At 66.6% G+C, this 21476-nt stretch carries 24 protein-coding genes, 1 tRNA gene and 1 pseudogene; 11 read left to right on the top strand and 15 right to left on the bottom strand.

Annotated features, from left to right (window positions below):
• Positions 1–414: 414 nt before the first annotated feature.
• On the bottom strand, positions 415–912 hold the full coding sequence (locus tag ACZ3HV_RS31425) for a MarR family winged helix-turn-helix transcriptional regulator (protein ID WP_465689507.1): 498 nt from the start codon (positions 910–912) through the stop codon (positions 415–417).
• Between the two features lie 97 nt (positions 913–1009).
• Here ACZ3HV_RS31425 and ACZ3HV_RS31420 point away from each other — a divergent pair, with 97 nt between their 5' ends.
• The gene (locus tag ACZ3HV_RS31420; RefSeq protein ID WP_465689506.1) at positions 1010–1795 is read left to right on the top strand and encodes a methyltransferase domain-containing protein; all 786 of its coding nucleotides are present in this window, start codon (positions 1010–1012) and stop codon (positions 1793–1795) included.
• 2 nt (positions 1796–1797) lie between these two features.
• Positions 1798–2145, top strand: coding sequence for a VOC family protein (locus tag ACZ3HV_RS31415; RefSeq protein ID WP_465689504.1), 348 nt, complete (start codon positions 1798–1800; stop codon positions 2143–2145).
• 39 nt (positions 2146–2184) lie between these two features.
• On the opposite strand, the gene ACZ3HV_RS31410 is transcribed toward ACZ3HV_RS31415, so the two are convergent.
• From ACZ3HV_RS31410 to ACZ3HV_RS31385, 6 genes are all read right to left on the bottom strand, one after another.
• Positions 2185–4647, bottom strand: coding sequence for an ABC transporter permease (locus tag ACZ3HV_RS31410; RefSeq protein ID WP_465689502.1), 2463 nt, complete (start codon positions 4645–4647; stop codon positions 2185–2187).
• Position 4648: 1 nt separating this feature from the next.
• Positions 4649–5428 (bottom strand): ABC transporter ATP-binding protein, encoded by a 780-nt coding sequence (locus ACZ3HV_RS31405; RefSeq protein ID WP_465689500.1) that lies wholly within the window; start codon positions 5426–5428, stop codon positions 4649–4651.
• A 98-nt stretch (positions 5429–5526) separates the two neighbouring features.
• Positions 5527–6198, bottom strand: coding sequence for a response regulator transcription factor (locus tag ACZ3HV_RS31400; RefSeq protein WP_360362284.1), 672 nt, complete (start codon positions 6196–6198; stop codon positions 5527–5529).
• Positions 6195–7379, bottom strand: a complete 1185-nt coding sequence (locus tag ACZ3HV_RS31395) for a sensor histidine kinase (RefSeq protein WP_465689498.1) — start codon at positions 7377–7379, stop codon at positions 6195–6197. The genes ACZ3HV_RS31400 and ACZ3HV_RS31395 overlap by 4 nt, the downstream gene beginning before the upstream one ends.
• Positions 7380–7453: 74 nt before the next feature.
• Positions 7454–8056 (bottom strand): TetR/AcrR family transcriptional regulator, encoded by a 603-nt coding sequence (locus ACZ3HV_RS31390; RefSeq protein WP_360362290.1) that lies wholly within the window; start codon positions 8054–8056, stop codon positions 7454–7456.
• Positions 8057–8152: 96 nt separating this feature from the next.
• Positions 8153–9154, bottom strand: a complete 1002-nt coding sequence (locus ACZ3HV_RS31385) for an acyl-CoA desaturase (protein WP_465689496.1) — start codon at positions 9152–9154, stop codon at positions 8153–8155.
• Positions 9155–9275: 121 nt separating this feature from the next.
• Here ACZ3HV_RS31385 and ACZ3HV_RS31380 point away from each other — a divergent pair.
• Positions 9276–9347 (top strand) — tRNA-Gln (locus tag ACZ3HV_RS31380).
• A 239-nt stretch (positions 9348–9586) separates the two neighbouring features.
• On the opposite strand, the gene ACZ3HV_RS31375 is transcribed toward ACZ3HV_RS31380, so the two are convergent.
• Positions 9587–10018: a hypothetical protein gene (locus tag ACZ3HV_RS31375; protein WP_465689495.1), complete on the bottom strand. Its 432-nt coding sequence runs from the start codon at positions 10016–10018 to the stop codon at positions 9587–9589.
• Positions 10019–10276: 258 nt separating this feature from the next.
• On the opposite strand from ACZ3HV_RS31375, the pseudogene ACZ3HV_RS31370 reads away from it, so the two are divergent.
• The 6 genes and pseudogenes from ACZ3HV_RS31370 to ACZ3HV_RS31345 all read left to right on the top strand — a co-directional run.
• Positions 10277–10459, top strand: a pseudogene (locus ACZ3HV_RS31370) (ArsR family transcriptional regulator); the annotation flags it as partial.
• 10 nt (positions 10460–10469) lie between these two features.
• On the top strand, positions 10470–11105 hold the full coding sequence (locus tag ACZ3HV_RS31365) for an SRPBCC domain-containing protein (RefSeq protein ID WP_465689493.1): 636 nt from the start codon (positions 10470–10472) through the stop codon (positions 11103–11105).
• 123 nt (positions 11106–11228) lie between these two features.
• A complete protein-coding gene (locus ACZ3HV_RS31360) occupies positions 11229–11639 on the top strand; it encodes a hypothetical protein (RefSeq protein ID WP_465689491.1) in 411 nt (136 codons plus the stop codon).
• Positions 11636–11794: a hypothetical protein gene (locus tag ACZ3HV_RS31355; RefSeq protein WP_465689489.1), complete on the top strand. Its 159-nt coding sequence runs from the start codon at positions 11636–11638 to the stop codon at positions 11792–11794. The genes ACZ3HV_RS31360 and ACZ3HV_RS31355 overlap by 4 nt, the downstream gene beginning before the upstream one ends.
• A 238-nt stretch (positions 11795–12032) precedes the next feature.
• The gene (locus tag ACZ3HV_RS31350) at positions 12033–12629 is read left to right on the top strand and encodes a hypothetical protein (protein ID WP_465689487.1); all 597 of its coding nucleotides are present in this window, start codon (positions 12033–12035) and stop codon (positions 12627–12629) included.
• 21 nt (positions 12630–12650) lie between these two features.
• A complete protein-coding gene (locus ACZ3HV_RS31345; protein WP_465689485.1) occupies positions 12651–13088 on the top strand; it encodes a hypothetical protein in 438 nt (145 codons plus the stop codon).
• Positions 13089–13598: 510 nt separating this feature from the next.
• Here the strand turns inward: ACZ3HV_RS31345 and ACZ3HV_RS31340 are convergent.
• Together ACZ3HV_RS31340 and ACZ3HV_RS31335 are read right to left on the bottom strand one after the other, a co-directional pair.
• A complete protein-coding gene (locus tag ACZ3HV_RS31340; protein ID WP_465689483.1) occupies positions 13599–13883 on the bottom strand; it encodes a hypothetical protein in 285 nt (94 codons plus the stop codon).
• A 6-nt stretch (positions 13884–13889) separates the two neighbouring features.
• Positions 13890–14072: a hypothetical protein gene (locus tag ACZ3HV_RS31335; RefSeq protein WP_465689481.1), complete on the bottom strand. Its 183-nt coding sequence runs from the start codon at positions 14070–14072 to the stop codon at positions 13890–13892.
• 1411 nt (positions 14073–15483) lie between these two features.
• Between ACZ3HV_RS31335 and ACZ3HV_RS31330 the strand changes: the two genes are divergently transcribed.
• The gene (locus tag ACZ3HV_RS31330) at positions 15484–15855 is read left to right on the top strand and encodes a hypothetical protein (RefSeq protein ID WP_465689479.1); all 372 of its coding nucleotides are present in this window, start codon (positions 15484–15486) and stop codon (positions 15853–15855) included.
• 67 nt (positions 15856–15922) lie between these two features.
• Here the strand turns inward: ACZ3HV_RS31330 and ACZ3HV_RS31325 are convergent, their stop codons facing one another.
• Positions 15923–16828, bottom strand: a complete 906-nt coding sequence (locus ACZ3HV_RS31325) for a GNAT family N-acetyltransferase (RefSeq protein ID WP_465689477.1) — start codon at positions 16826–16828, stop codon at positions 15923–15925.
• Positions 16829–17044: 216 nt separating this feature from the next.
• Here ACZ3HV_RS31325 and ACZ3HV_RS31320 point away from each other — a divergent pair, with 216 nt between their 5' ends.
• On the top strand, positions 17045–17713 hold the full coding sequence (locus ACZ3HV_RS31320; RefSeq protein ID WP_465689475.1) for a hypothetical protein: 669 nt from the start codon (positions 17045–17047) through the stop codon (positions 17711–17713).
• A gap of 541 nt (positions 17714–18254) precedes the next feature.
• Here the strand turns inward: ACZ3HV_RS31320 and ACZ3HV_RS31315 are convergent.
• From ACZ3HV_RS31315 to ACZ3HV_RS31300, 4 genes are all read right to left on the bottom strand, one after another.
• Positions 18255–18587, bottom strand: a complete 333-nt coding sequence (locus ACZ3HV_RS31315; RefSeq protein WP_465689473.1) for a hypothetical protein — start codon at positions 18585–18587, stop codon at positions 18255–18257.
• Positions 18588–19391: 804 nt separating this feature from the next.
• Positions 19392–19646, bottom strand: coding sequence for a hypothetical protein (locus ACZ3HV_RS31310; RefSeq protein ID WP_465689471.1), 255 nt, complete (start codon positions 19644–19646; stop codon positions 19392–19394).
• A 598-nt stretch (positions 19647–20244) separates the two neighbouring features.
• A complete protein-coding gene (locus tag ACZ3HV_RS31305) occupies positions 20245–20832 on the bottom strand; it encodes a GNAT family N-acetyltransferase (RefSeq protein WP_465689469.1) in 588 nt (195 codons plus the stop codon).
• Positions 20833–20990: 158 nt separating this feature from the next.
• The gene (locus tag ACZ3HV_RS31300) at positions 20991–21395 is read right to left on the bottom strand and encodes an NUDIX domain-containing protein (RefSeq protein WP_465689467.1); all 405 of its coding nucleotides are present in this window, start codon (positions 21393–21395) and stop codon (positions 20991–20993) included.
• Positions 21396–21476: the final 81 nt, after the last annotated feature.

The raw sequence follows: 21476 nt of genomic DNA, 5'->3' as shown, positions 1-21476 counted from the left end.
AGGAACAGCACACGTAAACACCCCCCACCCCCCCCCCCCCCCCCCCCCCTCTCCCCCCCCCCCCCCCCCCCCCCCCCCCCCCCCCCCCCCCCCCCCCCCTACTCCGGGTGAGCGGGCCCCGTGCCGGCCGGCGTTGTTCGGGCCCCGAGCCCCGGACACCGCGCGGCCACTTTCGGCGGACCACCTCTCGCCGCCGAAGTCACCATCTCTTGGACGTTTGGTAGCCGGTCAACCACCGACAGTGAGGACCCTAGTAGGGCCCTTCACTCAGTGTCGACAGTCGTGAGCTACAGCAGCCTCTCGATCTCGTTGCAACTAGCAACGATCGAAACAGGCCGGAAGTGACGGGCGGTCTTTTCGGATTATTGCGGCACAATTCCAGCGATCGTTTGCCTGATTCGCTGGGCCGAATGATCAGTGTTTTTCCAGGTCGAACGGGCGGACCAGTTCGCGCAGCACCCGGGCGATCTTCGCCTGGTCGCGCTCGCTGATCGTGCCCAGCAGTTTGCGCTCATGGGCGAGCAGATCGGCCATCGCGGCGTCGACAGCATCGCGGCCGGCGGTGGTCAGTTGCACGAGCACGCCGCGGCGGTCGGCCGGATCCGGCAGGCGCTCGACCAGACCGCGCGCGGTCAGCCGGTCGACCCGGTTCGTCATCGTGCCGGAGGTGACGAGGGTTTCCTTCAGCAGTTTGCCGGGGGAGAGTTGGTACGGCGCGCCGGCCCGCCGCAGCGCCGCGAGTACGTCGAACTCCCAGGACTCCAGTCCGTGCGTCTCGAACGCCTGGCTGCGGGCGCGATCCAGGTGCCGCGCGAGCCGGCTGACCCGCGACAGCACCTCCATCGGTGCCACGTCGAGGTCCGGGCGCTCCCGGCGCCAGGCCTCGAGCAGCCGGTCGACCTCGTCTTCCATGGTTCGAGACTACGTCATCAAGACTCTTGACATCAAGACAAGTCGGGGGACTAGAGTATCTCGATGTCAAGATAAATGCGTCAGAGAGGTGCTCACCATGCGCACGTCACCAGTGTGGAGTCCGGAGCAGTACGGTACGTACGCCGACGAGCGCGGCCGCCCGTACGCCGATCTGGTCGGCCGGGTCCGGGCCGCGGACGTCCGTACGGTCGTCGACCTCGGCTGTGGTCCCGGCGGCCTGACCGTGACACTGCGGGAAGTGTGGCCGGAGGCAACCATCGTCGGCGTCGACAACTCGCCGCAGATGCTCGAGGCGGCGCAGCAGTTCGCGGACGAACGGCTGAGCTTCGAGCTCGGCGACGTTCGGGAATGGGCCGTGGAGCCCGGCTCGGTGGATGTGATCGTCACCAACGCGACCCTGCAGTGGGTCCCCGAGCAACTGGATCTGCTGCCCGGCTTCGTCCGCGCGCTGCGTCCGGGCGGCTGGCTGGCGATCCAGATCCCCGGCAACGGCAACGCCCCGTCGCACGCGATCCTGCGCGAGCTCGCCAACACCGAGCCCTATGCGGAGTATGCGAAGGACTCGTCCCTGCGCCCCGATGTCCCGGGTCCGGCCGAGTACGTCGATGCGCTCAGCGCCGAGGGGTGCGTGGTCGACGCGTGGGAGACGACGTACTTCCACCTGCTGTCCGGCGACAACGCCGTACTGGAATGGGTGAAGGGGACCGGGGCGCGGCCGGTGCTGCAGACGTTGCCGGACGACCTGCGGGTTCGGTTCGAGGCGGAGTACGGCGCTCGGCTGGCCGAGGCGTACCCGCAACGGGACTACGGGACGCTGCTGCCGTTCCGCCGGATCTTCGCGGTCGCGCACAAGGAGGGGTGACGATGCGACTCGATCATGTGCAGGTGTCGTGCCCGCCGGGCGGGGAGGACGTGGCGCGGGCGTTCTACCGGGATGCGCTCGGGATGACCGAGGTGGAGAAGCCGGAGCTGCTGAAGGCGCGTGGTGGGTGCTGGTTCAAGCAAGACGGCGCCGAGATTCACATCGGCGTCGAGGCGGACTTCCAGCCGGCGAAGAAGGCTCACCCCGCGCTGGCCGTGGACGACCTGGACGGGCTGGCGGCCAAGCTCGAAGGGCTTGGCTTCCCGGTGACGTGGGACAACGAGACAATCCCGGGCCGCCGGCGGTTTCACACCGCCGACGGCCACGGCAACCGAGTGGAAATCCTCTGAGCGGGTCGCCAAGCCCCTCGAGCCGGGCGAGCCGCCGGCTTACTCGGTCGCCAGGGCGCCGGCGGGGGCGACCTTGGCGGCTCGCCGCGCGGGCAGCACCGAGGCGAGCAGGCCTGCGACGGCCGCGACGGCCGCGATCACGACGAGCAGGGTGACGGGTACGGCGTACTCGACGCCGCCGTCGACCGTCTGGCCGCCCATCAGCGCGCTCGTCCCGGTCCAGCCATAGATCAGGCCGAGCGCGATCCCGAGACCGGCCGCGACCAGTGCCATCAGCAACGATTCGACCGCGAGCATGCCGCGCAGCTGACGCCGGGTCAGCCCCATGGCGCGCAGCAGCGCGTTCTCCCGGGTCCGCTCCAGGACCGACAAGCTGAGCGTGTTGCCGACACCGACCAGCGCGATCAGCACGGAGACCCCGAGCAGGCCGACACCGACGATCAGCAGGACATCGAAGATCTTCGTGTAGCTGGTCCGCTCGGCCAGCCCACCGGTGACCCCCAGCTCCTTGATCGAGGGGATCGACTGTTGCACGGAGTCGATCACCTGCGAGCCGTCTGCCTTCGGGTCCGACGCCAGCCAGAAGCCGGTCACCGCGGCGCTCGGCGAGAGCTTCGCGAGATCGGTGGAGGTGACGGTGATCGGGTCGAGTCCGGTCGCCAGCCGAGCCTTCACGGACAGCTTGTGGGCGCCGGACACGATGGTCACCGGAGCGCCCTCCTCCAGGTTCAGCATGCGGAGGGTCTGGTAGTCGAGCAACGCCGTACCGGGCTTGAGCTGGGCCGCGATCGCTGGGTTGTGAATGACGGAACCCGCCGCGGCCTGGTCGATGCCGGTCACCGGCAGCTCCTGGCCGTTGGTTTTCACGGTCACCTGGCGAACCGGGACGACCTGCGTGATGCCTTTGATGTCCCGCAGTTGCTGCTCGGCACCGGACGGCATCTTCTCGTTGTACGCGTTGACCATCAGGTCGACCGGATACTGCCCGTCCATCGACACGTCGAACGTCTTGCGCACCGACGCGATCCCGACGCAGGTCAGGCTGATCAGCGTCACGCCGATCAACAGGGCCGACGTGGTGGCCGCCGTACGCTTCGGGTTGCGGATCGCGTTGGCGACCGCGATCCGGGCCGGTACGCCGCCACCGCGAGCCGGCAGCGCGCCGATCAAGCGGATGAGTGCGGGCACGAGCAGCGACCCGATCGCCAGGATGCCGAGGAACGACACCGCACCACCGGCGACACCGACCAGTACCTGGTGGCCCGAGGCCCCGGCCGCCACCAGCAGCCCACCGCCGGCGAGCAACAGGAAGCCGAGGATCAACCGCAGTACGCCGGCCTTCGAAGCGGCAGCCGGAGCGGCTTCGGGACGAAGGGCGGCCAGCGGCGCGACCTTGGTCGCCCGGCGAGCCGGTACGACGGCCGCCATGATCGTGGCCACCGTCCCGAGCAGGAGCGGCACGAACACCGACAACAGGTCGAGGTGCAGGGCGACCGGCGGGATACCCCAGTCGAACTCGCGGGACAGCGCCAGCCCCAGCGCGGACAGCGCGACGCCGAAGACGACCCCGATCGCGGACGCGACCACTCCGACCACCGTCGCCTCCGCGAGTACCGAGGAGAACACCTGGCGGCGGGACGCGCCGACGCAGCGCAGCAACGCCATCTCGCGGGTGCGCTGGGCGATCACGATCGTGAAGGTGTTGCCGATCACCAGGCAGGCGACGAACAGCGCGATCACGGCGAACATGCCGAACACCCCGCCGAGGACGTCGATGCCGTTCGTGTAGCCCTCCACCTCGTGCTGGATCCAGGCGTCACCGGTGTAGACCTTCAGGTCTCTCGAGACGGCACTCTGGACGGCGGCCGCCATCGCCTGCTGGTCGACGCCGGGCTTGGCCGCGACCGCGAGCGCCCGGACGAACGCGTCCGGTTCGAAGATCTTGACCGCGGCCGGGGTGGCCACGGCGGACGCCGTACCGACGGATTTCGCGTCGTCCAGCAGGCCGGTGATGATGACGTCCCACGACTTGTTGTTGTACGAGCTGATCCGCAGCGTCTGACCGACCGAGAGCTTGTGCTTGGCGGCGAGCTTGGCCGGGATGGCGATCTCGTTCGTTGCGGTGGGCAACCGTCCGGACGACGTACCCGGTCCGGCGATGTGGGTGGTGTCGTAGAGCGAGTCGATCTGCAGGCTGGTCGGACGGACCAGGCCTGGGAACGACACCTCCAGGAACGCCGTGGTCATCGTCACCGCGGACGCGGTCTGCGGAAGCTTGCTGACGTTGGCGATGTCGGACGGCGTGATCTCGCCGTTCTCGGGGTACGCGAGCGCGTCGACGCCGCGGTACCGGGCGCCGATCGTCTCGTCGATGCCGTGCGACGCGGACGCGTGCGCGGTCATCGCCAGGGTGCCGAAACCGACACCGAGGACGATCGCCAGGCAGGCGGCGACCAGGCGGCCCAGGTGGGCGCGCAGCGAGGAGAGGATGGAGCGTCGCACCTCAGGCCCCCAGCCGCCGCAGCGCGTCGAGCACGGTCTCCGGGGTCGGCTCGCGCAGTTCGCCGGCCAGCTTGCCGTCGGCGAGCATCACGACGCGGTCGGCGTACGACGCCGCGAGCGGATCGTGGGTCACCATGACCACCGTCTGGCCGAACTCCCGGACCGACCGGCGCAGGAACCCGAGCACCTCGGCCCCGGACCGCGAGTCCAGGTTGCCGGTCGGCTCGTCGGCGAACACGACCTCGGGGCGGCCGACCAGCGCACGCGCGACGGCGACCCGCTGCTGCTGACCGCCGGACAGCTCCGACGGGCGGTGCGTGAGGCGGTCCTGCAACCCGAGTACGTCGATCAGCGTGCTCAGCCACTGCTGGTCGGGTTTGCGGTTGCCGAGCTCGAGCGGGAGCAGGATGTTGTCCTTCGCGGACAGCATCGGTAGCAGGTTGAACGCCTGGAACACGAACCCGACCCGGTCCCGCCGGATCTTGGTCAGCTCGGCGTCCGGCAGCCGGGTCAGCAGGGTCTCGCCGAGCAGCACCTGACCGCCGGTCGGGGTGTCCAGTCCGGCCAGGCAGTGCATCAGCGTCGACTTGCCCGAACCGGACGGTCCCATGATCGCGGTGAACTGGCCGACCCCGAAGTCGACCGACACCCCGTCGAGCGCGGCGACCGCGGTGTCGCCCTGTCCGTACACCTTGCGCAGGTCGTGCGCCCGGATCGCGGTTCGCGGCGTACCGTCCTGCGGCAGCCGCCCTGCCGCAAGCTCACCGGTCTGCAAGCTCATGTCACTCCTTGGTTCAACGTGATGTTGTCCAAGAAGTTAGTGATCCGCGCGCCTGGTTTCGTCGGACCAGAGTGGGGACTGCGGGTCCTACCTGGGTATTACTTGGTCGGCCTGACGAGCCCGGTCTCGTACCCCAGGACGACGAGCGCGACCCGGTCGCGCAGGCCGGTCTTGGCCAGGATCCGGCCGATGTGGGTCTTGACCGTTGCCTCGGACAACGTGAACAGCCTGGCGATCTCGGTGTTCGACAGACCGCGGGCCACCTCGACCAGGACCTCGCGTTCCCGGGCGGTCAGATCGGCCAGGTCGGGGCGCTCGGTCTCGGCGTCGGGCAGTGCGCCGGCGAAGTGCTCCAGCAGGCGCTTCGTCGTACTCGGGGAGACCACCGCGTCACCGGAGTACACCTGCCGGATCGCGGACAGCAGGTCGGCCGGCGGGGTGTTCTTGAGCAGGAAGCCGGCCGCGCCGGCCTTGATCGCGGCGAACGCGTACTCGTCCAGGTCGAAGGTGGTGAGCACGATCACCTTCGGTGCCTGCGGCAACGACTGCAGCCGCCGGGTGGCCTCCACGCCGTCCAGGCGGGGCATCCGGACGTCCATCAGGACGACGTCGCAGGCGGTCACCTGGATCTTCTCGATCGCCTCGCCACCGTCGCCGGCCTGGCCGACCACCCGCATGTCGGCCTGGGAGTCCACCAGCATCGTGAATCCGGCCCTGACCAGCTCCTGGTCGTCCACCAGGAAGACCCTGATCACGTCGGTCTCTCTCACTGCTGTCCTCCAGACGGAAGGTTGTACGGGAGCTTGGCGATCACCTCGTAACCGCCGCCCGCCTTGGGTCCGGCGCTCACCGTACCGCCGGAGATCGAGGCGCGTTGCCGCATCCCGACCAGTCCGTGACCCGGGTCCGAGCTCGGTGCGACCCCACCACCCCGGCCGTCATCGGTGACCACCACGGTCAGCATCTCGCGGCCGAAGTCCAGGTTCACGCAGGTGCGCGCTCCCGGCCCGGCGTGTTTCAGTGTGTTGGTCAGACCCTCCTGCACGATCCGGTACGCCGTCAGTCCGAGCAGCGCGGGCAGATCCCGGGGCTCGCCGGTCACCTCGTAGTCGACGGTCAGCCCGGCGTCGCGGACGTTGTCGATCAGCTCCGGCAGGCTCGAGACACCGGGTTGCGGGCGCGGCTGGTTCGGGTCGAGCTCGGGTTGCTCGTCCTGTTTGAGCAGGCCGAGCATCTTGCGCATCTCGGTCAGGCTCGCGCGGCCGGTGTCGCCGATGGTGGCCAGGGCCTTCTTCGCCTGCTCCGGTGACTGGTCCGCGGCGTACAAGCCGCCGTCGGCCTGGACGATCATGATCGACAGGCCATGCGCGACCACGTCGTGGATCTCGCGGGCGATCCGGGTCCGTTCGTTGCCCACGGCCAGCTTGGCCTCACGGTCGCGGTCACGTTCCAATTGGTCCGCGCGTTCCTCGAGCTGAGCGACGTACAGGCCACGGGTACGGCGGCGCTCACCGAGGGCCCAGACCCCGAAGACGAGGGCGCCGAGGGCGGCCATCATCGTGATCTGCTGTTTCCAGTCGCCGCCGTTGTAGTAGCGCGCGGTCGCCATCAGGACGCCCAGGCCGCCGATGCCGAGGGCGATCCGGCTGAGCGGCACCGCGCCGTACACGGAGATGGCGTAGAGGGCGACCAGCAGGCCGACGTTGCCGGCCATCAGGTCGACGCCGGCCAGCCACTGCAGAACGGCCAGCGCCGAGACGCCGAAGAAGACCAGTTCGGGGTGGGTGCGGCGCCAGATCAGCGGGATCAGCATGCCGAACGCGAGGATGCCGCCGAACCTGTTCTGGGCCACCGACAGGAAGCCGAAGATCATGGTCAGCCCGCCCGCGAGCAGCAGGTCGAACGCCTTGCTGCGGGCAGGCACGGGCCGCGCGGTCAGGATCCCCGTCATGCGGGCCAGAGTACGGGGATCGCCCAGGTCAGAGGTCATTCCACGGTCGGATGTCGGCGTACGACCAGAGGTTGTTACTTGTGCGGTCTGGTGGACAGCGTCGGCTTGGCCTCGAGGCCGGACAGGCCGTTCCAGGCGAGGTTGACCAGGTGGGCGGCGACGTCCTGCTTCTTCGGCTTGCGTGCGTCCAGCCACCACTGGCCGGTGAGCGCGACCATGCCGACCAGCATCTGGGCGTACATCGGCGCGTTCTTCGGGTCCAGGCTGCGGCGCTTGAACTCCTCGGCCAGGATGTGCTCGACCCGGGTTCCGACATCGCTCAGGATCGAGATGAACGAGCCCGTCGACGACCCGACCGGCGAGTCGCGGACCAGGATCCGGAAGCCGTCGGAGTTGTTCTCGATGTAGTCCAGCAGCGCGAGCGCCGCCTGCTCGACCAACTCGTGCGCCCGGCCGGCCGTCAGCGCCCCGGTGACACCGTCGAGCAGGGCACGGACCTCGCGGTCCACGACAACGGCGTACAGGCCTTCCTTGCCGCCGAAGTGTTCGTAGACGACCGGCTTGGAGACCTCGGCGCGGTGCGCGATCTCCTCGACCGAGGTCGCCTCGTACCCCTTCTGGGCGAACAGGCCACGGGCGATGGTGATGAGTTGCTCGCGACGCTCGGCACTGGTCATCCGCACTCGGCCGGACCGCCGCGGTTTGGGTTCCGTCACGTCGAGATCACGTCAGCATCATGCCGTACTTCGGTGTTGCGAGCGGATGTTTTACGCTCAGGCCGCTTTCAATGTGCGGGTGGCGGCGTCGGCCCGGCGGGCCTCCAGGCGCTCCCTGACCGGCCAACGGACGTCGCTGACCCAGTGCAGCCTCTCGAAGAACCAGATGCAGCGGGCGGACGTGTCGAGCTGTCCCTTGAGTACGCCGTGCCGCGCGCAGGTCGGGTCCGAGTGGTGCAGGTTGTGCCACGACTCACCTTGGCTCAGGATCGCCAGCCACCACACGTTGCCGGACTTGTCGCGGCTCTTGAACGGCCGGTCGCCGATGGTGTGGCAGATCGAGTTGATCGACCAGGTGACGTGGTGCAGCAGCGCGATCCGCACCAGGCTGGCCCAGAAGAACGCGGTCAGCGCGCCCTCGATCGACCAGGACCAGAGTCCGCCGATGATCGCCGGGAGGAGCAGGCTGACGACAACCAGGAGCGGGAACATCCGGGACACCTTGACGATGTCCTTGTCCTTCAGCAGATCCGGCGCGTACTGGCGCTGCGGGGTCTGCTCGGTATCGAACAGCCAGCCGACGTGCGCGTGCAGAAACCCCTTGGTCAGCGCGCTGAGGCTGGTGCCGTATTTCCACGGGCTGTGCGGGTCGCCGTCACGGTCGGAGAACTTGTGATGCTTACGGTGATCGGCCACCCACCGGATCACCGGGCCCTCGATCGCCAGTGAGCCGGCGATCGCGAGCGCGTACTTCATCGGCCGGTTCGGCCTGAAGGACTTGTGCGTGAACAGCCGGTGGAACCCGATCGAGATGCCGTGTCCGGCGATCGTGTAGAAGACCATCGCGAGTACGACATCGCGCCAGCCGAGGAATCCGCCCCAGGCGATCGGTACGGCCGCGAGCACGGCGAGGAACGGGATGCCGATGAACAACGCCAGCGCGACCTGCTCCCACGGGCGCTTCTGCTCACCCCCGAGCGTTCCGGTGTCGACGTCGAAGTCGTCGGCCTGCTGGGCGCGGGTGGGCGCCTCCGGTGCGGCTACGGCGGGTGGAGTCATCAGGTTTTCCCTCGGGTGGGGGACTGCTTACCTACGCTACCGTAACCTACGGAGGCGTAGGTAAGGAACCCCTCAGCGTGTCGACGACCCCACTCATGGCAAACTGTCCCGGCAACCACGATCCCCCGTGGGGTAATCGGCAGCCCGCGAGACTTTGAATCTCGAAGACCAGGATCGAAACCTGGCGGGGGAGCACCAAGAACCCCCAGGTCAGAGCGTTTCTGACCTGGGGGCTCTCTCATGCAGGGGCCGTTTTGCCAACGGATTTGCTAACAAGCCACTAAGTCGGAGGCGTCGTCAGACTCGGCGTTCATCGCTGTGGTGGTCCCATCAACCGCAGCGGCGAAGGTGGCCGCGACGCCGTCCGCGTGCTTCCGGATCACGTGCGCGTAGACCCGCAGAGTGATGGCCGGGTCAGCGTGCCCGAGGCGCTCAGCGACGACGTGAATCGGCACGCCAGCCGTCAGAAGCATGGGTGGCGTGAACGTGGCGAAGGTCATGCAGACGCGCCGGAGGAAGCGGCTTCGGCGGCCGGGGCAGCTCCTGCCGGGGAGTCTTCCTAGTGCCAGGGATCGCGGGCTCGTTGAACTGCCGAATGAGTACGGCGATCAGATTGGTGACCGTGTCGGGCGGAACCGGCCTGCCAAGGCCGGTGGTGAACACATAATCGCCGTCGATCCAGGCATCTCCCGCGATCTCTCGATCTGCCTTCTGACGGCCCCGGTGTTCACGCAGGATCGCCATGGTTTCGGCGTCGAGCGAGACTGTGCGCTCACGACCACTCTTCGGGGTGCCCTCAGTCCTCTGACCGCCGACCATCCCAGCCGTTCCCCTGATGCGGATCGCGGGAGTCTTCCAGTCCACGTCCGACCACCGAAGGAACAGCTCGCCGGGCTCGGATCATCCTCATCCCGACCATCGCCTGAGCCTCCCGCCGATCCTCTGATCCGCCAGTAGATCCGCGACACCTGTCCGCCAACTGATCCGCAACAGCCTCGAAGCATGGCGACCACCTGAGGGGCCTGGGCCAACGCACGGATCTGCCGATGAGCGGTTGCCCACCGGGGAGCGCTTCGGCGTCCGAAGGGTTGACACATATCCATATGGAGATATGTTCGAGCGGTGGCCCGCGCCTCGACAACTTCGGATGTCTTCAACGCAGTCGGTGACGTCCACCGCCGCGCGATCCTCGATGTGCTGCTCACAGGCGAGAAGGCGGTTGGGGCGATAGTCCGCGACGTCTCGATGTCTCAGCCCCAGGTCTCCAGGCACCTAGGGGTGCTCGGTGAGGTGGGACTCGTTAGGTGCCGGGCCGATGGCCGCCGCCGGCTCTACCGCCTGGCTCCAGAGCACCTTCAACCCTTGCACGACTGGGTGGCCAAGTACGAGCGGGCGATCAACGACCGACTGGATCGGATCGAGGACTACCTCGAAGAGTTGCAACGACAAGGAGAGGACAGTGGCACCTGATCGGCACGGCTCTGCAGTCATCACGTTCCCAAACGAGCTCGAGGTTGTCATCACCCGAGAGTTCGACGCTCCGATCGCTCTCGTCTTCGACGTTTTGACGAAGCCCGAGCACGTGAGCAAGTGGGGTGCGACACCCCCGGACCGGATGACGGAGTGCTCGATCGACTTGCGGGTCGGGGGCAATTACCACTCCTCCTTCGTGACCGGAGACGGCACCGTGTTCTCGTTCAGCGGGACATACCTGGAGGTCGAGCCGCCGGTCCGAACCGTGGAGACGTGGCACTTCAACTGTTGGCCGGATGTTGAGGCAGTCGAAACGATGGAGCTGCAGGAACGTGACGGAGTAACGACGTTCACCTGGAGACTGGCGTTCCGCGACAAGGCCGGACGCGACCACATGACCAGTTTCGACGGCCAGCAAGACAGCCTCGACGAGATGGAATACATCCTCAGGTCACTTCTCAACCCCAGCCGCGACTAACAACAAGGGAAACGCACTGACATGCCGCATTCCGCGCGCTCATGCCGAGTTCACATTGGGATGCGCGAGCCCGCCCGACGGGCCGACGGATGAATCGCACACCGTGCGGCTACGCTGCGGGCCATGTCGACAAGGGAGGACCAGGTGTTCGATGCGGTGGTCCGACGGATCGCCGCCGGCGGGTACATCGACGAGGTGCCAGCCAGTCGGTTGGCGCCGCTCCGACCCGCGCCGCCTGCCGCAGTCGAGGAGGCCGAGGAACTGGCTGGCCTGTCGCTGCCGTCGCTGCTGCGCCGGCTCTACCTGGAGGTCGGCAACGGCGGCTTCGGCCCTGGTTACGGTCTCCTCGGCCTCGGGGACGGGCATCGAACTGGTGGCCTGGACGCGCTGACCGGGCTCACTGGCGGTGTCCTCATTCTGTGCGGCTGGGGTTGCGGCATCAGCAGTGAGCTCAACCTCGCCGACGGCCAGGTCTGGGGCTACGACCCGGCCCGGCCCCGGACGGCGTGTCAGGCACGTTCCCGCAGCACATGACGATCGTTGACTGGTTCTCTCAGTGGGTCGAGGGCACGCTGTACCAGCCGTGGCTGGTCCAGGACCCGACGACCGGCGAGTGGCGCGGGGCAACCGACACCGAGTACGCGGAGATGATCGAGGAGGCGTTTGGCCCCAGCGGCCCGGAGAACTGACCGCCGGGCGCTGAGTCAACGAAGCCGGAGCGACTCCGCGTGATCTGGCCAAGAGAATGGGCGCTGAAGAGGTCGCTGCACTGTTCACCGAAACGCGCTGACATGCCGCAGATAGTGAAGGCGTGGACCTGCTGGTACGACGACCGTTTCTCCCAGACCCTCCGCCCGTTTGTTCGCGTGCCGGTGGTGGACCGCGGTCTTCGACGATGGCATGCGCAGCGAGGAGCATGATGGCTGCATGCCCGATTTCATGTGGCTCCCGGCCAGTCAAGCATCGACAGAGGACGTCGAGGCGGTCTTCGCCACGGGCGGAGCCCGCAAGTGCCGTTGCCAAGCGCTGAAGGTGCCCGGCTGGATCTGGCGGGACACGACCCAGGAGCAGAGGGATGCCGCGCTGCTGGAGCAGACCGCCTGCGGTACCACGAGCGGACCGACGTCTGGGCTGATCGGGTACGTCGACGGTGAGGCGGCCGGCTGGGTCGCGGTCGAGCCGCGGGAGAACTACCCGAGGCTGTGGAGCCGGAAGCAGGCGTGGATGCGGATGGACCCCGAGCTTGAGGGCGTTTGGTCAGTCACGTGCTTCGTCGTGCGCAAGGGCCGGCGTCAGTCGGGGCTGACCTACGAGCTCGCCGCCGCCGCCGTTGAGTACGGCGAGCAGGTCGGCGCCCGCGTTCTGGAGGGGTACCCGATCGAGCCGCCGCCGGGCAAGTCCGTGATCTGGGACGAGGCGTCGGTCGGGCTGGTGCAGGTCTTCCTCGAGGCTGGTTACGAGGTGGTGGCTTCGCCCACCCTGCGGCGGCGTGTGGTGCGGCGACGACTGGGCAACCATTCATGACCGTCGCCCGACGAAGGGACCATGTCGCTCGGACGTGCCGCAGATGGCGTGCGCTGCGGCAACCGGATCTGCCGCGATCCGCGCCATGCCGATGAGCGTCGGCCTTGGCGATTCGGGCTGCTGCCGTGCTTAGATCCTCGCGTGCCGCTTCTGAGCCGTGAACAGTACCTCGCGACCATAGGTGATCATCCTGGGCGCGTCAATGACGCCGCCACGCCTCCAGTCGACTTCTGGAGGTACGTCGACCAGATCCCCGCGACTGATCTTGGTGGCTACGACTTCTCACAGAGCGACGTCTCACATGCATGGAACACCGTCGAAGGCAAGTGGCAGCACGTGCTCATTGACTGCACAGAGCCGAATGTGTTCCTCGTTGTCGTGCTGGATCTCGCTCCGCCTCGCATATCCGGGCACTACCTGCTCAACCTCAACGTCGAGTACGGCACCGAAGGTCGCTGAACCCGGCCGCTCACGCCACGGGTGGCGACGCAAGCCGGAATGCCCGGAGTAGCCGCGATCCGTGCTCCAGACTCTCGCACATCATCTGGCGGACGACCGTTGCACATCACCGGCGGAGGACAGATGGACCACGACGTGTCGTGTGCCAATGCCTGACGATTCCGTGCCAAGTGTGATGGTTGACACCTCGCCTAGGAAATTGAGGGACCGTCCGGGGCCGGTCTGCCTTGATGTTTACGGATTGGACGGTGGTGGTGCGGCGGATCACGCGAATTTTCGGCGCTGTCTTCATCCGCTGCTGCCGCAAGTGACCGGCTCTACGACGTGATGTTCGCTCATCGGCCGCCGAAGCTCAGCGGACCGGGTCGCTGGGGAGGAGGGCTCGCCACCAGGGGGTGTCGAACCATCGGTCGTAGCGGGCTTGTTGTTGTTCGACGGTTCCTGTCGTGTTTGGTGGGGCGTAGTCGAACATCCAGGCTCTGTGCCGGATACCTACGAGGGTTCGGCGGGTCAGGAGATAGACCTCGTCGTTGTTCCAGTCGCGGCCTTGCGCATGATGGCGTCGGTCCTTGCGCCGGCGCAGCACAGACTGTAGGCGAGTGGGTCGGTCTGGCGGCGGAGATCGATGAACGCGTTCCACAAGCCCTGTGCGGTCGCAGTCCAGGTCGCCCCGTCCGGAGCCGACAGGACCAGAGTCCATTGCGACTGCTGATCCGCCCGCAGATCCAGGGACCAGGTCGCCTCGACTCCGTCGATCGAGACGACGATCGGCTCCACAACGTGATACTCGCCCATCGGAGCTCAGCGGACCGGGTCGCCAGGGAGCAAGGCTCGCCACCAAGGCGTGTCTATCCAGCGGTCGTAGCGGGCCAGTTGTCGATCGACGGTGGTGACCTTGCCGGCGGGGGTGTAGTCGAACAACGAGGCCTCGTGGCGGATGCCGATGAAAGGTTCGGCGGGTCCAGAGATCGACGATGTAGCCACCGTACGATCGGCCGCGGCGCATGAAGGCGTCGGTGCGGGCGCCGGCGCAGCAGAGTCTGTAGCCGAGGGGTTCCACTTGGCGGCGCAGGTCGACGAACGCTGTCCACAGACCCTGGCCGGAGCTGGTCCAGGTCCTGCCGTCCGGCGTTGTCAGGACCAGCGTCCAGTGGGAGTCGGTGGTGGAGGTCTCGTCGACGGAGCATTGCTGTTCCTTGCCGTCGAGCCAGACCGTGAGCGGCTCCACCTCGTGATAGTCGATTCGGCCGTTCATCGTCGTGCGAACCCCGGATTCTTGATCGTGGGGCCTTGCCATCCCCACTTGCCGGTGAATCTAGCGGACTTGATGAACTCAGGTGCGATCTGTCCTACGAAGCTGTTCCTCGAGCCGATCCCATGACTGCTGCTGGCTCGGGTCCAACGGGAGCATGGGTACATCGCTCAGGTATCGGTGAGCGAGCTCTACCAGCTGGTTCGGCGAGACATCGCGAAGGGCACGGAAATCCCGCGCGTTCACGTCGAGCGTGTAGGCACCGCTCGGCCCATCGCTCAACACGGACACGACGATGCACCTGTGGAACCCTTCTCGCTCCGGGCCCCACGCCACGATGTAGTGGTAGCGCGGCTCGTCCCGGTGTCGCTGGAGCCACTCCGGACGACCCACAGCGCTCACGCCTGGAGTCTGCACTGCTCTCTCCATGAGCCCCTCGAGGACGTCGGTCGGGATGACCTTGATGTCGCCGAGGCCCGCCCCGTTGTTCCAAGGCGACCGATCGGGATCGAGCCTCGGCCACCGCCGAACCCGACCACGCCACCCGAACAGCAGTCCCATGGCTGGACCTTATGTGACGAGTCGCTGACACGCGAGCGTCACACGAACCCAGGGAGTCGATCAGGTAGCTGCAGCCGTGGTTGAAGTCCGCCCGCGTTCGCGATCGTCCTCCAAGGGCCGACATGCCGAGCGCGAGCACGGTACAGGTCACCACGGACCGCAGCGAACGGGGAATGGGCGAACTCATACCTTGCGGTCGAGCGCGGAGGACTGTGCATCCAGTTGACATGTACCCGTCAACTGCGGACACGCCATTCACAGCAAACGACGGCGATCGGGTGCGATTTACGCGGGGTTCAACGGGCAACATCAGGAGCCGAGTAGCAGCGACGATCGTGCGCGACGCGGCGAATGCCCAAGAATCAAAGGGGGTTCGGGCTGGAAGGAGCAACGTCGGGTAGATCATCCCGACCATCGCCTGACCCTCCCGCCGATCCTCTGATCCGCGAGTAGATCCGCGACACGTGTCCGCCAACTGATCCGCAACAGCCTCGAAGCATGGCGACCACCTGAGGGGCCTGGGCCAACGCACGGATCTGCCGATGAGCGGACGTATGGACGGTGGGCATCTAGGGTTCCTGCATGACCGATGACGGCGTTCGCGAACGACTCCTGCAGGTCATCTGGAAAGAGATTCGTTCGAGCGACGAAACCAACGTCTTGAACGTTCCCGCGGCTCGTCGCTCCGTCGAAGCGGGCGCGTCTCCAGACGACCTGGCCCGAGCGATGACCGCTTCCTCCTACGAGACGGCGTTCCGATTGCTGTTCCTACTGTCTGCCGAGCATGCCGAAGAGGCGAACGACAACGCCCGGAGGGGATGGATGATCGTCGAGACCGGCCTCGACGACTCTGACGAGCCAACGCCCGACACCGGCTCGGACCTGGAGTTCCTTCACGAGGACCTCTTGTCGTCCGATCCGACTGGCGGGGCGGGGCAGGACCTCTTCACCTAGGGTCCATCCGCCCCGGTAGCCGCGATCCGCGCTGTCATGCCGATGTGCGGAAAAGGGAAGAGGCGTATCAACAATATGTTTTGCGCCATTGGTCTGCGGTGCCGAGGATCGTCATGCCTGCGCGCTGGTACACGTCACCGGCGTGGGTTTCGTTGTGGGTGTCGACGTCGACGCCCACGCTGCTGTGTCCGCGCCTGTGGAGCTCGGTGAACGCTGTCGTGAGAAGCGCGGTTGCCAGCCCCTTGCCTCGGTATTGCGGGAGTGTTCCGAGCCAGGCGATCCAGGCTCGGTCGGCGGGTGCGCGGGCGATGAGCGCTGCGGCCGGTTGGTCTGCGACGAAGGCAAGGAGCCATAGCGACCGGTCGTGGCCGTCGCGGTGTTGTTGGCCGGAAAGGAAATCGTCGAAGCTTTGTCGTCGGTGGTTCCAGTGTCCGTCGTTGGCCTCTTCGAGGACGGCATGAACGGTTGCCATCTCAGCCTCAGAGGATACGGGGCGGATTACCACTTCGCCTGTCGTCGGTGCCTCGGAGAACCTGGTCAGGTCTGCCTTCATTCGGGTGTAGCTGTGCACGATCGTCCAACCCGACGCGACCAACTGCGGGACGGCGAGGGCTTGTGGAAGCTGGAAAACCGTGGCTTCAACAGGCTTCGTCTCGGCACCCTCCAAGATCCACTGGTCAACCAGCGCGAGCAGCCTGCGGGCCACCTCGCCGCCCCCCTCGCGTGCGTCAACGCGCAATTGGACCCGGAGCTGGCCGGGCTGCGGCGCAGGATGCAGCAGCACCAGCCCGTGAATGTCACCCTCATCTATGGCGACCTGGCTACGCCTCGCAAGATCAAGCCCTGGAGCGGCCAGCAGATCAGCGATGTCGGCTCTTGATGTCTCAGCTCGCCCGATCTCTGCAACATCGGCTGAACGGAACAGACGAACAAGCGCATCCGTGTCTTCAACGCACACCGGCCGCTGGATCACAGTTCGAACCTCGCACGGCAGCCGCGCAGACAGCAACCGGATTACCCATCGTTCGAACATCCGCAAGTAGCCGCGATCCGCGCGGTCATGCCGAAGAGCGGATGCTCGGGCTCTCCCGGGCTACTGAGCGTGGGGTGCCGGGCCTGCTCCGAACGGCGCCCGGCCAGCACTAGGCCTCTAGATATGAAGAGTCTCTGTCGTACTAATCTGCGGATCATGGCCTTGCAACCGGATGAGTTCTATGACCACGCAGTCGCCGCTGCGGATAGCGCGCGCCGGCTCCCGCTGGCACGTATGACGGGGTGGGAGATCAGTCCGTTCGAGCCGGACGGGCTGCGCGTCGCGCCGCTGCGCCCGCCGGTTCTGCCCGAGCCAGCGCGGCACGGCGAGGACCCATCGGACTGCAACGACTGTCGCAACCGGAACGAAGGAATCTGGTTCGACGCCCACTGGCGGCTGGCCCAGATCACAGGAGTCGGCGTGCCGCTGGTGCTCATGCTATATCCGCGCGATCACTACGACATGGCGGACCTGCCCGATGAGCTGGCCGCCGAGCTGGGACTGTTAAACACACACCTCGTCCGCCACATGCAGGCACTGCCGCGCGTCTCGCGGGCCCACGTTTACCGCATCGGAGACGGTGCTGCACACCTGCACATCTGGTTCTTCGCCCGGCCCGAGGGACAGGCCCAGCTGTACGGGTCGTGGCTGGTCGTCTGGGACGACCTCTTGCCGGAGTACCCGGCGGACGTGGCGGAGGCAGACGCTGCGATCGTCGCGGACGCGTTGGTCGCCTCCTACGGAGGCCGCCGGTCGGCCACCAGCGAACCGCCAGCCGATCCTGGGCGACTGGATCAAACGGCGACGACCCACGAGCCGAGGTGACCAAGGCCGACAACGTCGGCGTCCCGCACCCAGCGCCGCCGGATGTCGTGGACCCGCTCGGCCGACAGGGTGAGCGCCATGAATACGACTCGCGCGAAGTACGACCTCGACGATCAGGAACTCGCTGACGTCGCCGTCCTTCTCGGCCGCCCCGTCACGCGCATCGTCGCCCATTGATGATCACACGCGCCTCATACTCGGTTCGAAGGTCGAATTCACGCTCACGACGCCGATAGGAAGAGTTGAGGCGTCTGGGGCCGCACCAAACTAGCCTCTGCCCATGAGCGAAGCATTCCGGGCCGAAGGAGTGTGGCGGCCGATTGAATACGCCGAGGCGTGGGCGGCGTTCGACGCTCGCTTCGACTTCAAGCCTGACTACTACGAGCGTACTGTGCCTGCCATCCGGCTGCCTGAGATCCATGATGAACATCCTTCCGGAGCACAAGCTCCTGATCTCGGATGTCCGTCAAAACGGGTCAGGCCCAGTAGGAGGGCTGATAGTGGTGGCTCGCCACACGCAGGACGGATCAGGTGGGATGAGTCAGCGCGCTCCGAAGGTTCCGATGCCGGGTCCGGTGCCGGCGGACCTGATGCCGACACCGTTGGACATCACGGCCGACGCTCTGATCGATTGGATCGCGAAGAACCCGGATGTGAATGTGGGCGGTGTTCGGATTCTTCGGGATATGAAGACGCAGCCGTGCAACGTCGGCGTGGAGCTTCTGGGCAGCGAGGTGCAGAGGGGAAACCCCGCCTTGTCAGCAAGATCAACCTCGGCGCCTCCCTCAAGTAGATCCCGCACGTCTGTCACGCGGCCTTCAGCGGCCGCGTAGTGCAGGGGCGAACGGCCAGCCCTGTCCAGTCTGGTCTCCACCCGCGGATTGTGTCAGCGGTGGTCGGTCCAATGTGGGTTGCGACGCGGCGGGAACTTCGCTCATGCCGCGTTGAGCGCGGCTACGCTCGACCGGACAAGTAGCCGCGATCAGTTCGTTGGTCGCGGAGGCATGTCAGGATGCTCCCCCCATGAAGTGACCGCTAGGTCATGCACCTGCGAATCGCTGAAGTCGATTGACCGCCACGGGACGTCGAACTCAGGGCAGGCCGCCCATACGTCATCCCAGGACCGCGCCCGCAACGTCCGTCCGTCCGGCTGGCGGGTCAGGCGAAATGAGCCATCGGCCAATCGGGGCCCGATGACGAAACGTCTCTCCGTCACGGGAACATCCTGACATGCCGCGTTCCGCGCGGTCGTGCCGATGACAACCATCAGCTGGCACACGACTGTCAGGCATCAGCCGTCACAGGACACAGTCCCGCCGATCTTGTGATCCGACAACTGATCCGCCGATCTTGTGATCCCTCTTGCCGAATTTGGCTCTTATGGATCAAGGCGCGCCTTCGGCGCGCGGCGCGGCGTGCGCATGCGGCCTCCGGCCGTTCACCGCCGCGCCCGCTCTCGGTGTCTTCCCCAGGACTAAGGGCATTGCCTCCGGCGGGGCCTCACGACTCCGGGTCACAGGGCCGATTTGGCCGGCTAGGTCGGAGTCGGGTCGGGGTGCGTCTTCCCGCCTGCCGCTCAGCCCAGTCCTGATCGCGCTACGCGTGGGCTGAACGGCAGACGGGAAGACGCAGAGGCTCAGCCATGTGCAGGCAGCGCCCGAAGGAGGCATGACGATCGTTAGTCATCGTCATCTTCTCGGAATGCGTCAACGGCTCGCTCCCGCAACATGTCCAGTTGGATGGTGAGGATGCCGATGACCTCTTCGATGTTCATTCCTTCGGTCTCGCGGAATGCCCAGCTTGGGCGGCCTTCGTCGTCCAGGCACTTGACCAGGATGACGCCTTCCAGAGCGGTCCAGCCTGGCAGTAGCGGCGGGACTCGGAAGCCGTCGCCGATGAGCTGGGCAAGAGGTTGTCCGTAATCAGTCGACATGACCAGCATGCTCTCAGGTGATCGCCGCTGGGGTGCTAAGAGGGATCTTGCTAACGGATTTGCTAACAAGCGGTGTAGACCGGGGTGGACGACCAAGCGCGAGCGGGGCCGGGTCACGCTCAACGCCGGAGCGTGTGAACGCCTCGTGTGGACGGGTGCGGACGGGGCTGCGGCAACTTTGAATCTCGAAGACCAGGATCGAAACCTGGCGGGGGAGCTAGAACTACCGGGGTTATTCCGCGCGGAGCTCGCGCGCTCCTGCCGTCGCGTGCTGCGCACACGACCGCTGGGACCGCAAGCCGAGTAGCACCATCTGGCCTGGCTGTGATCCGCCAGACCGGATGCGCGACACGTGTCCGCCAACTGATGCGCCTATCAGCGGATGATTGTGCTGGGAAGAGACGGCGACCTCGCAACCTCCCGCCGCGAACTCGTCGAGCTCTGAAGGAACCGATGGGCGTCCGGATCGGTCGCGAGAGCCCGCCAGAAGGTCTCACGAAAGTGCGCACATAAGCGCAATCGTCGAGAAGACGAGCGACTCGTGGAGACGGCGCGGTGCCGGGTGGCCGTGGTCTCCCGCGTGGAGCGAGGGACCGGTTCAGTTGCGCGTGCTCGGGTCGACCTCGCGCACCATGACGCAGTTGCCCTGGCCCTTGGGTCGGTCGTAGGTGAAGCCCTCGCGCTCGTACATCGTGCGGGTGCCGTTGTAGAGGAACGACGAGTTCTTCTTCCGGACCCCGCCGGTGTCGTGCGGGTAGCCCTCGACCAGGCCGCCGCCGGCCCGCGCGATCAGGTCGACGGCTCCGCGCAGGGCGATCGCCGCCAGGCCCTGACCGCGAAGGCCGCGCTCGACCAGGATGCAGGTGACCCGGTAGTCGGGCAGTCGCTCGGCAGTGGCCACGTACTCCTTGCGGTGCTGGATGTTGGGCAGCTCCTCGGGTGATCCGTACTCCGCCCAGGCGACGGCCCGGTCGCCGTCGTAGACCAGCGCCGCGTGCGCGATCCCGTCGGCCACCAGACGTTGCTTGAGCGCCCGGTTCCCCTCGGCGCTCTGGCCCTTCTCCGCGCAGTCGGGATGGAAATGCGTGCACCAGCAGCTGGCGAACATGCCCTTGTTCCGCTCGACGAGAGCGGCGAAGTCGTCGAAAGTCTCCGGCGTGAGCGCCTTGATCGTGAAGTCAGACATGCCAGCAACGTACCCCCGATTCCGGACGTTCGGCGTCCGGTAGCTCACGCTGCCAGGGCGGCGTACCCGCCGTCGCGGGTGAGGAGCTCGGCCGGGTGAAACGCAGTCATCTGCCGCATTCCACGCGCTCCTGCCGATGAGCGGACGGTTCGTAACGGCTATTCGGTTGCGACTTGGATGACGCTCAGGATGCTTGACAGGCTGGCCGGGTCGGCCATCTTCAAGTTTGCTAGGTCGCTGGGCCGGAACCAGCGAAGATCGTCGTGCTCCTCGGGTGCGGCGTTGACAGGTTCGCCTTCCCAGCGTGTGACGAGGAACGCGTGCTTGTCGAGGGTGGGGTCGCTGATCGTCATCGGGATGGGCAGGGGGTGGTGGATGTGGACGCCGAGTTCTTCGAGGCATTCCCGAGTGACGGCTTGGTGAGGCAACTCGCCTGACTCGACATGTCCGCCGACGAGGTCCCAGCAGTCGGGATACCACCGACGCGATGGGTGGCGATGCACCAGGAGCACGAGACCGTCGCGCACAAGTGCAGCGACTGAGATCGGAATCGGGGCGACCATGGCGACACACTAGGCGCGAACGCACTCCCATGCCGCGTTTGGTGCCTACGCGTCAGTCAAGTGGCGGCCGGTCGAGGATTT

The sequence above is a fragment of the Kribbella sp. NPDC020701 genome (assembly GCF_055562215.1).
This window is presented reverse-complemented; position numbering and strand designations above follow the sequence as displayed.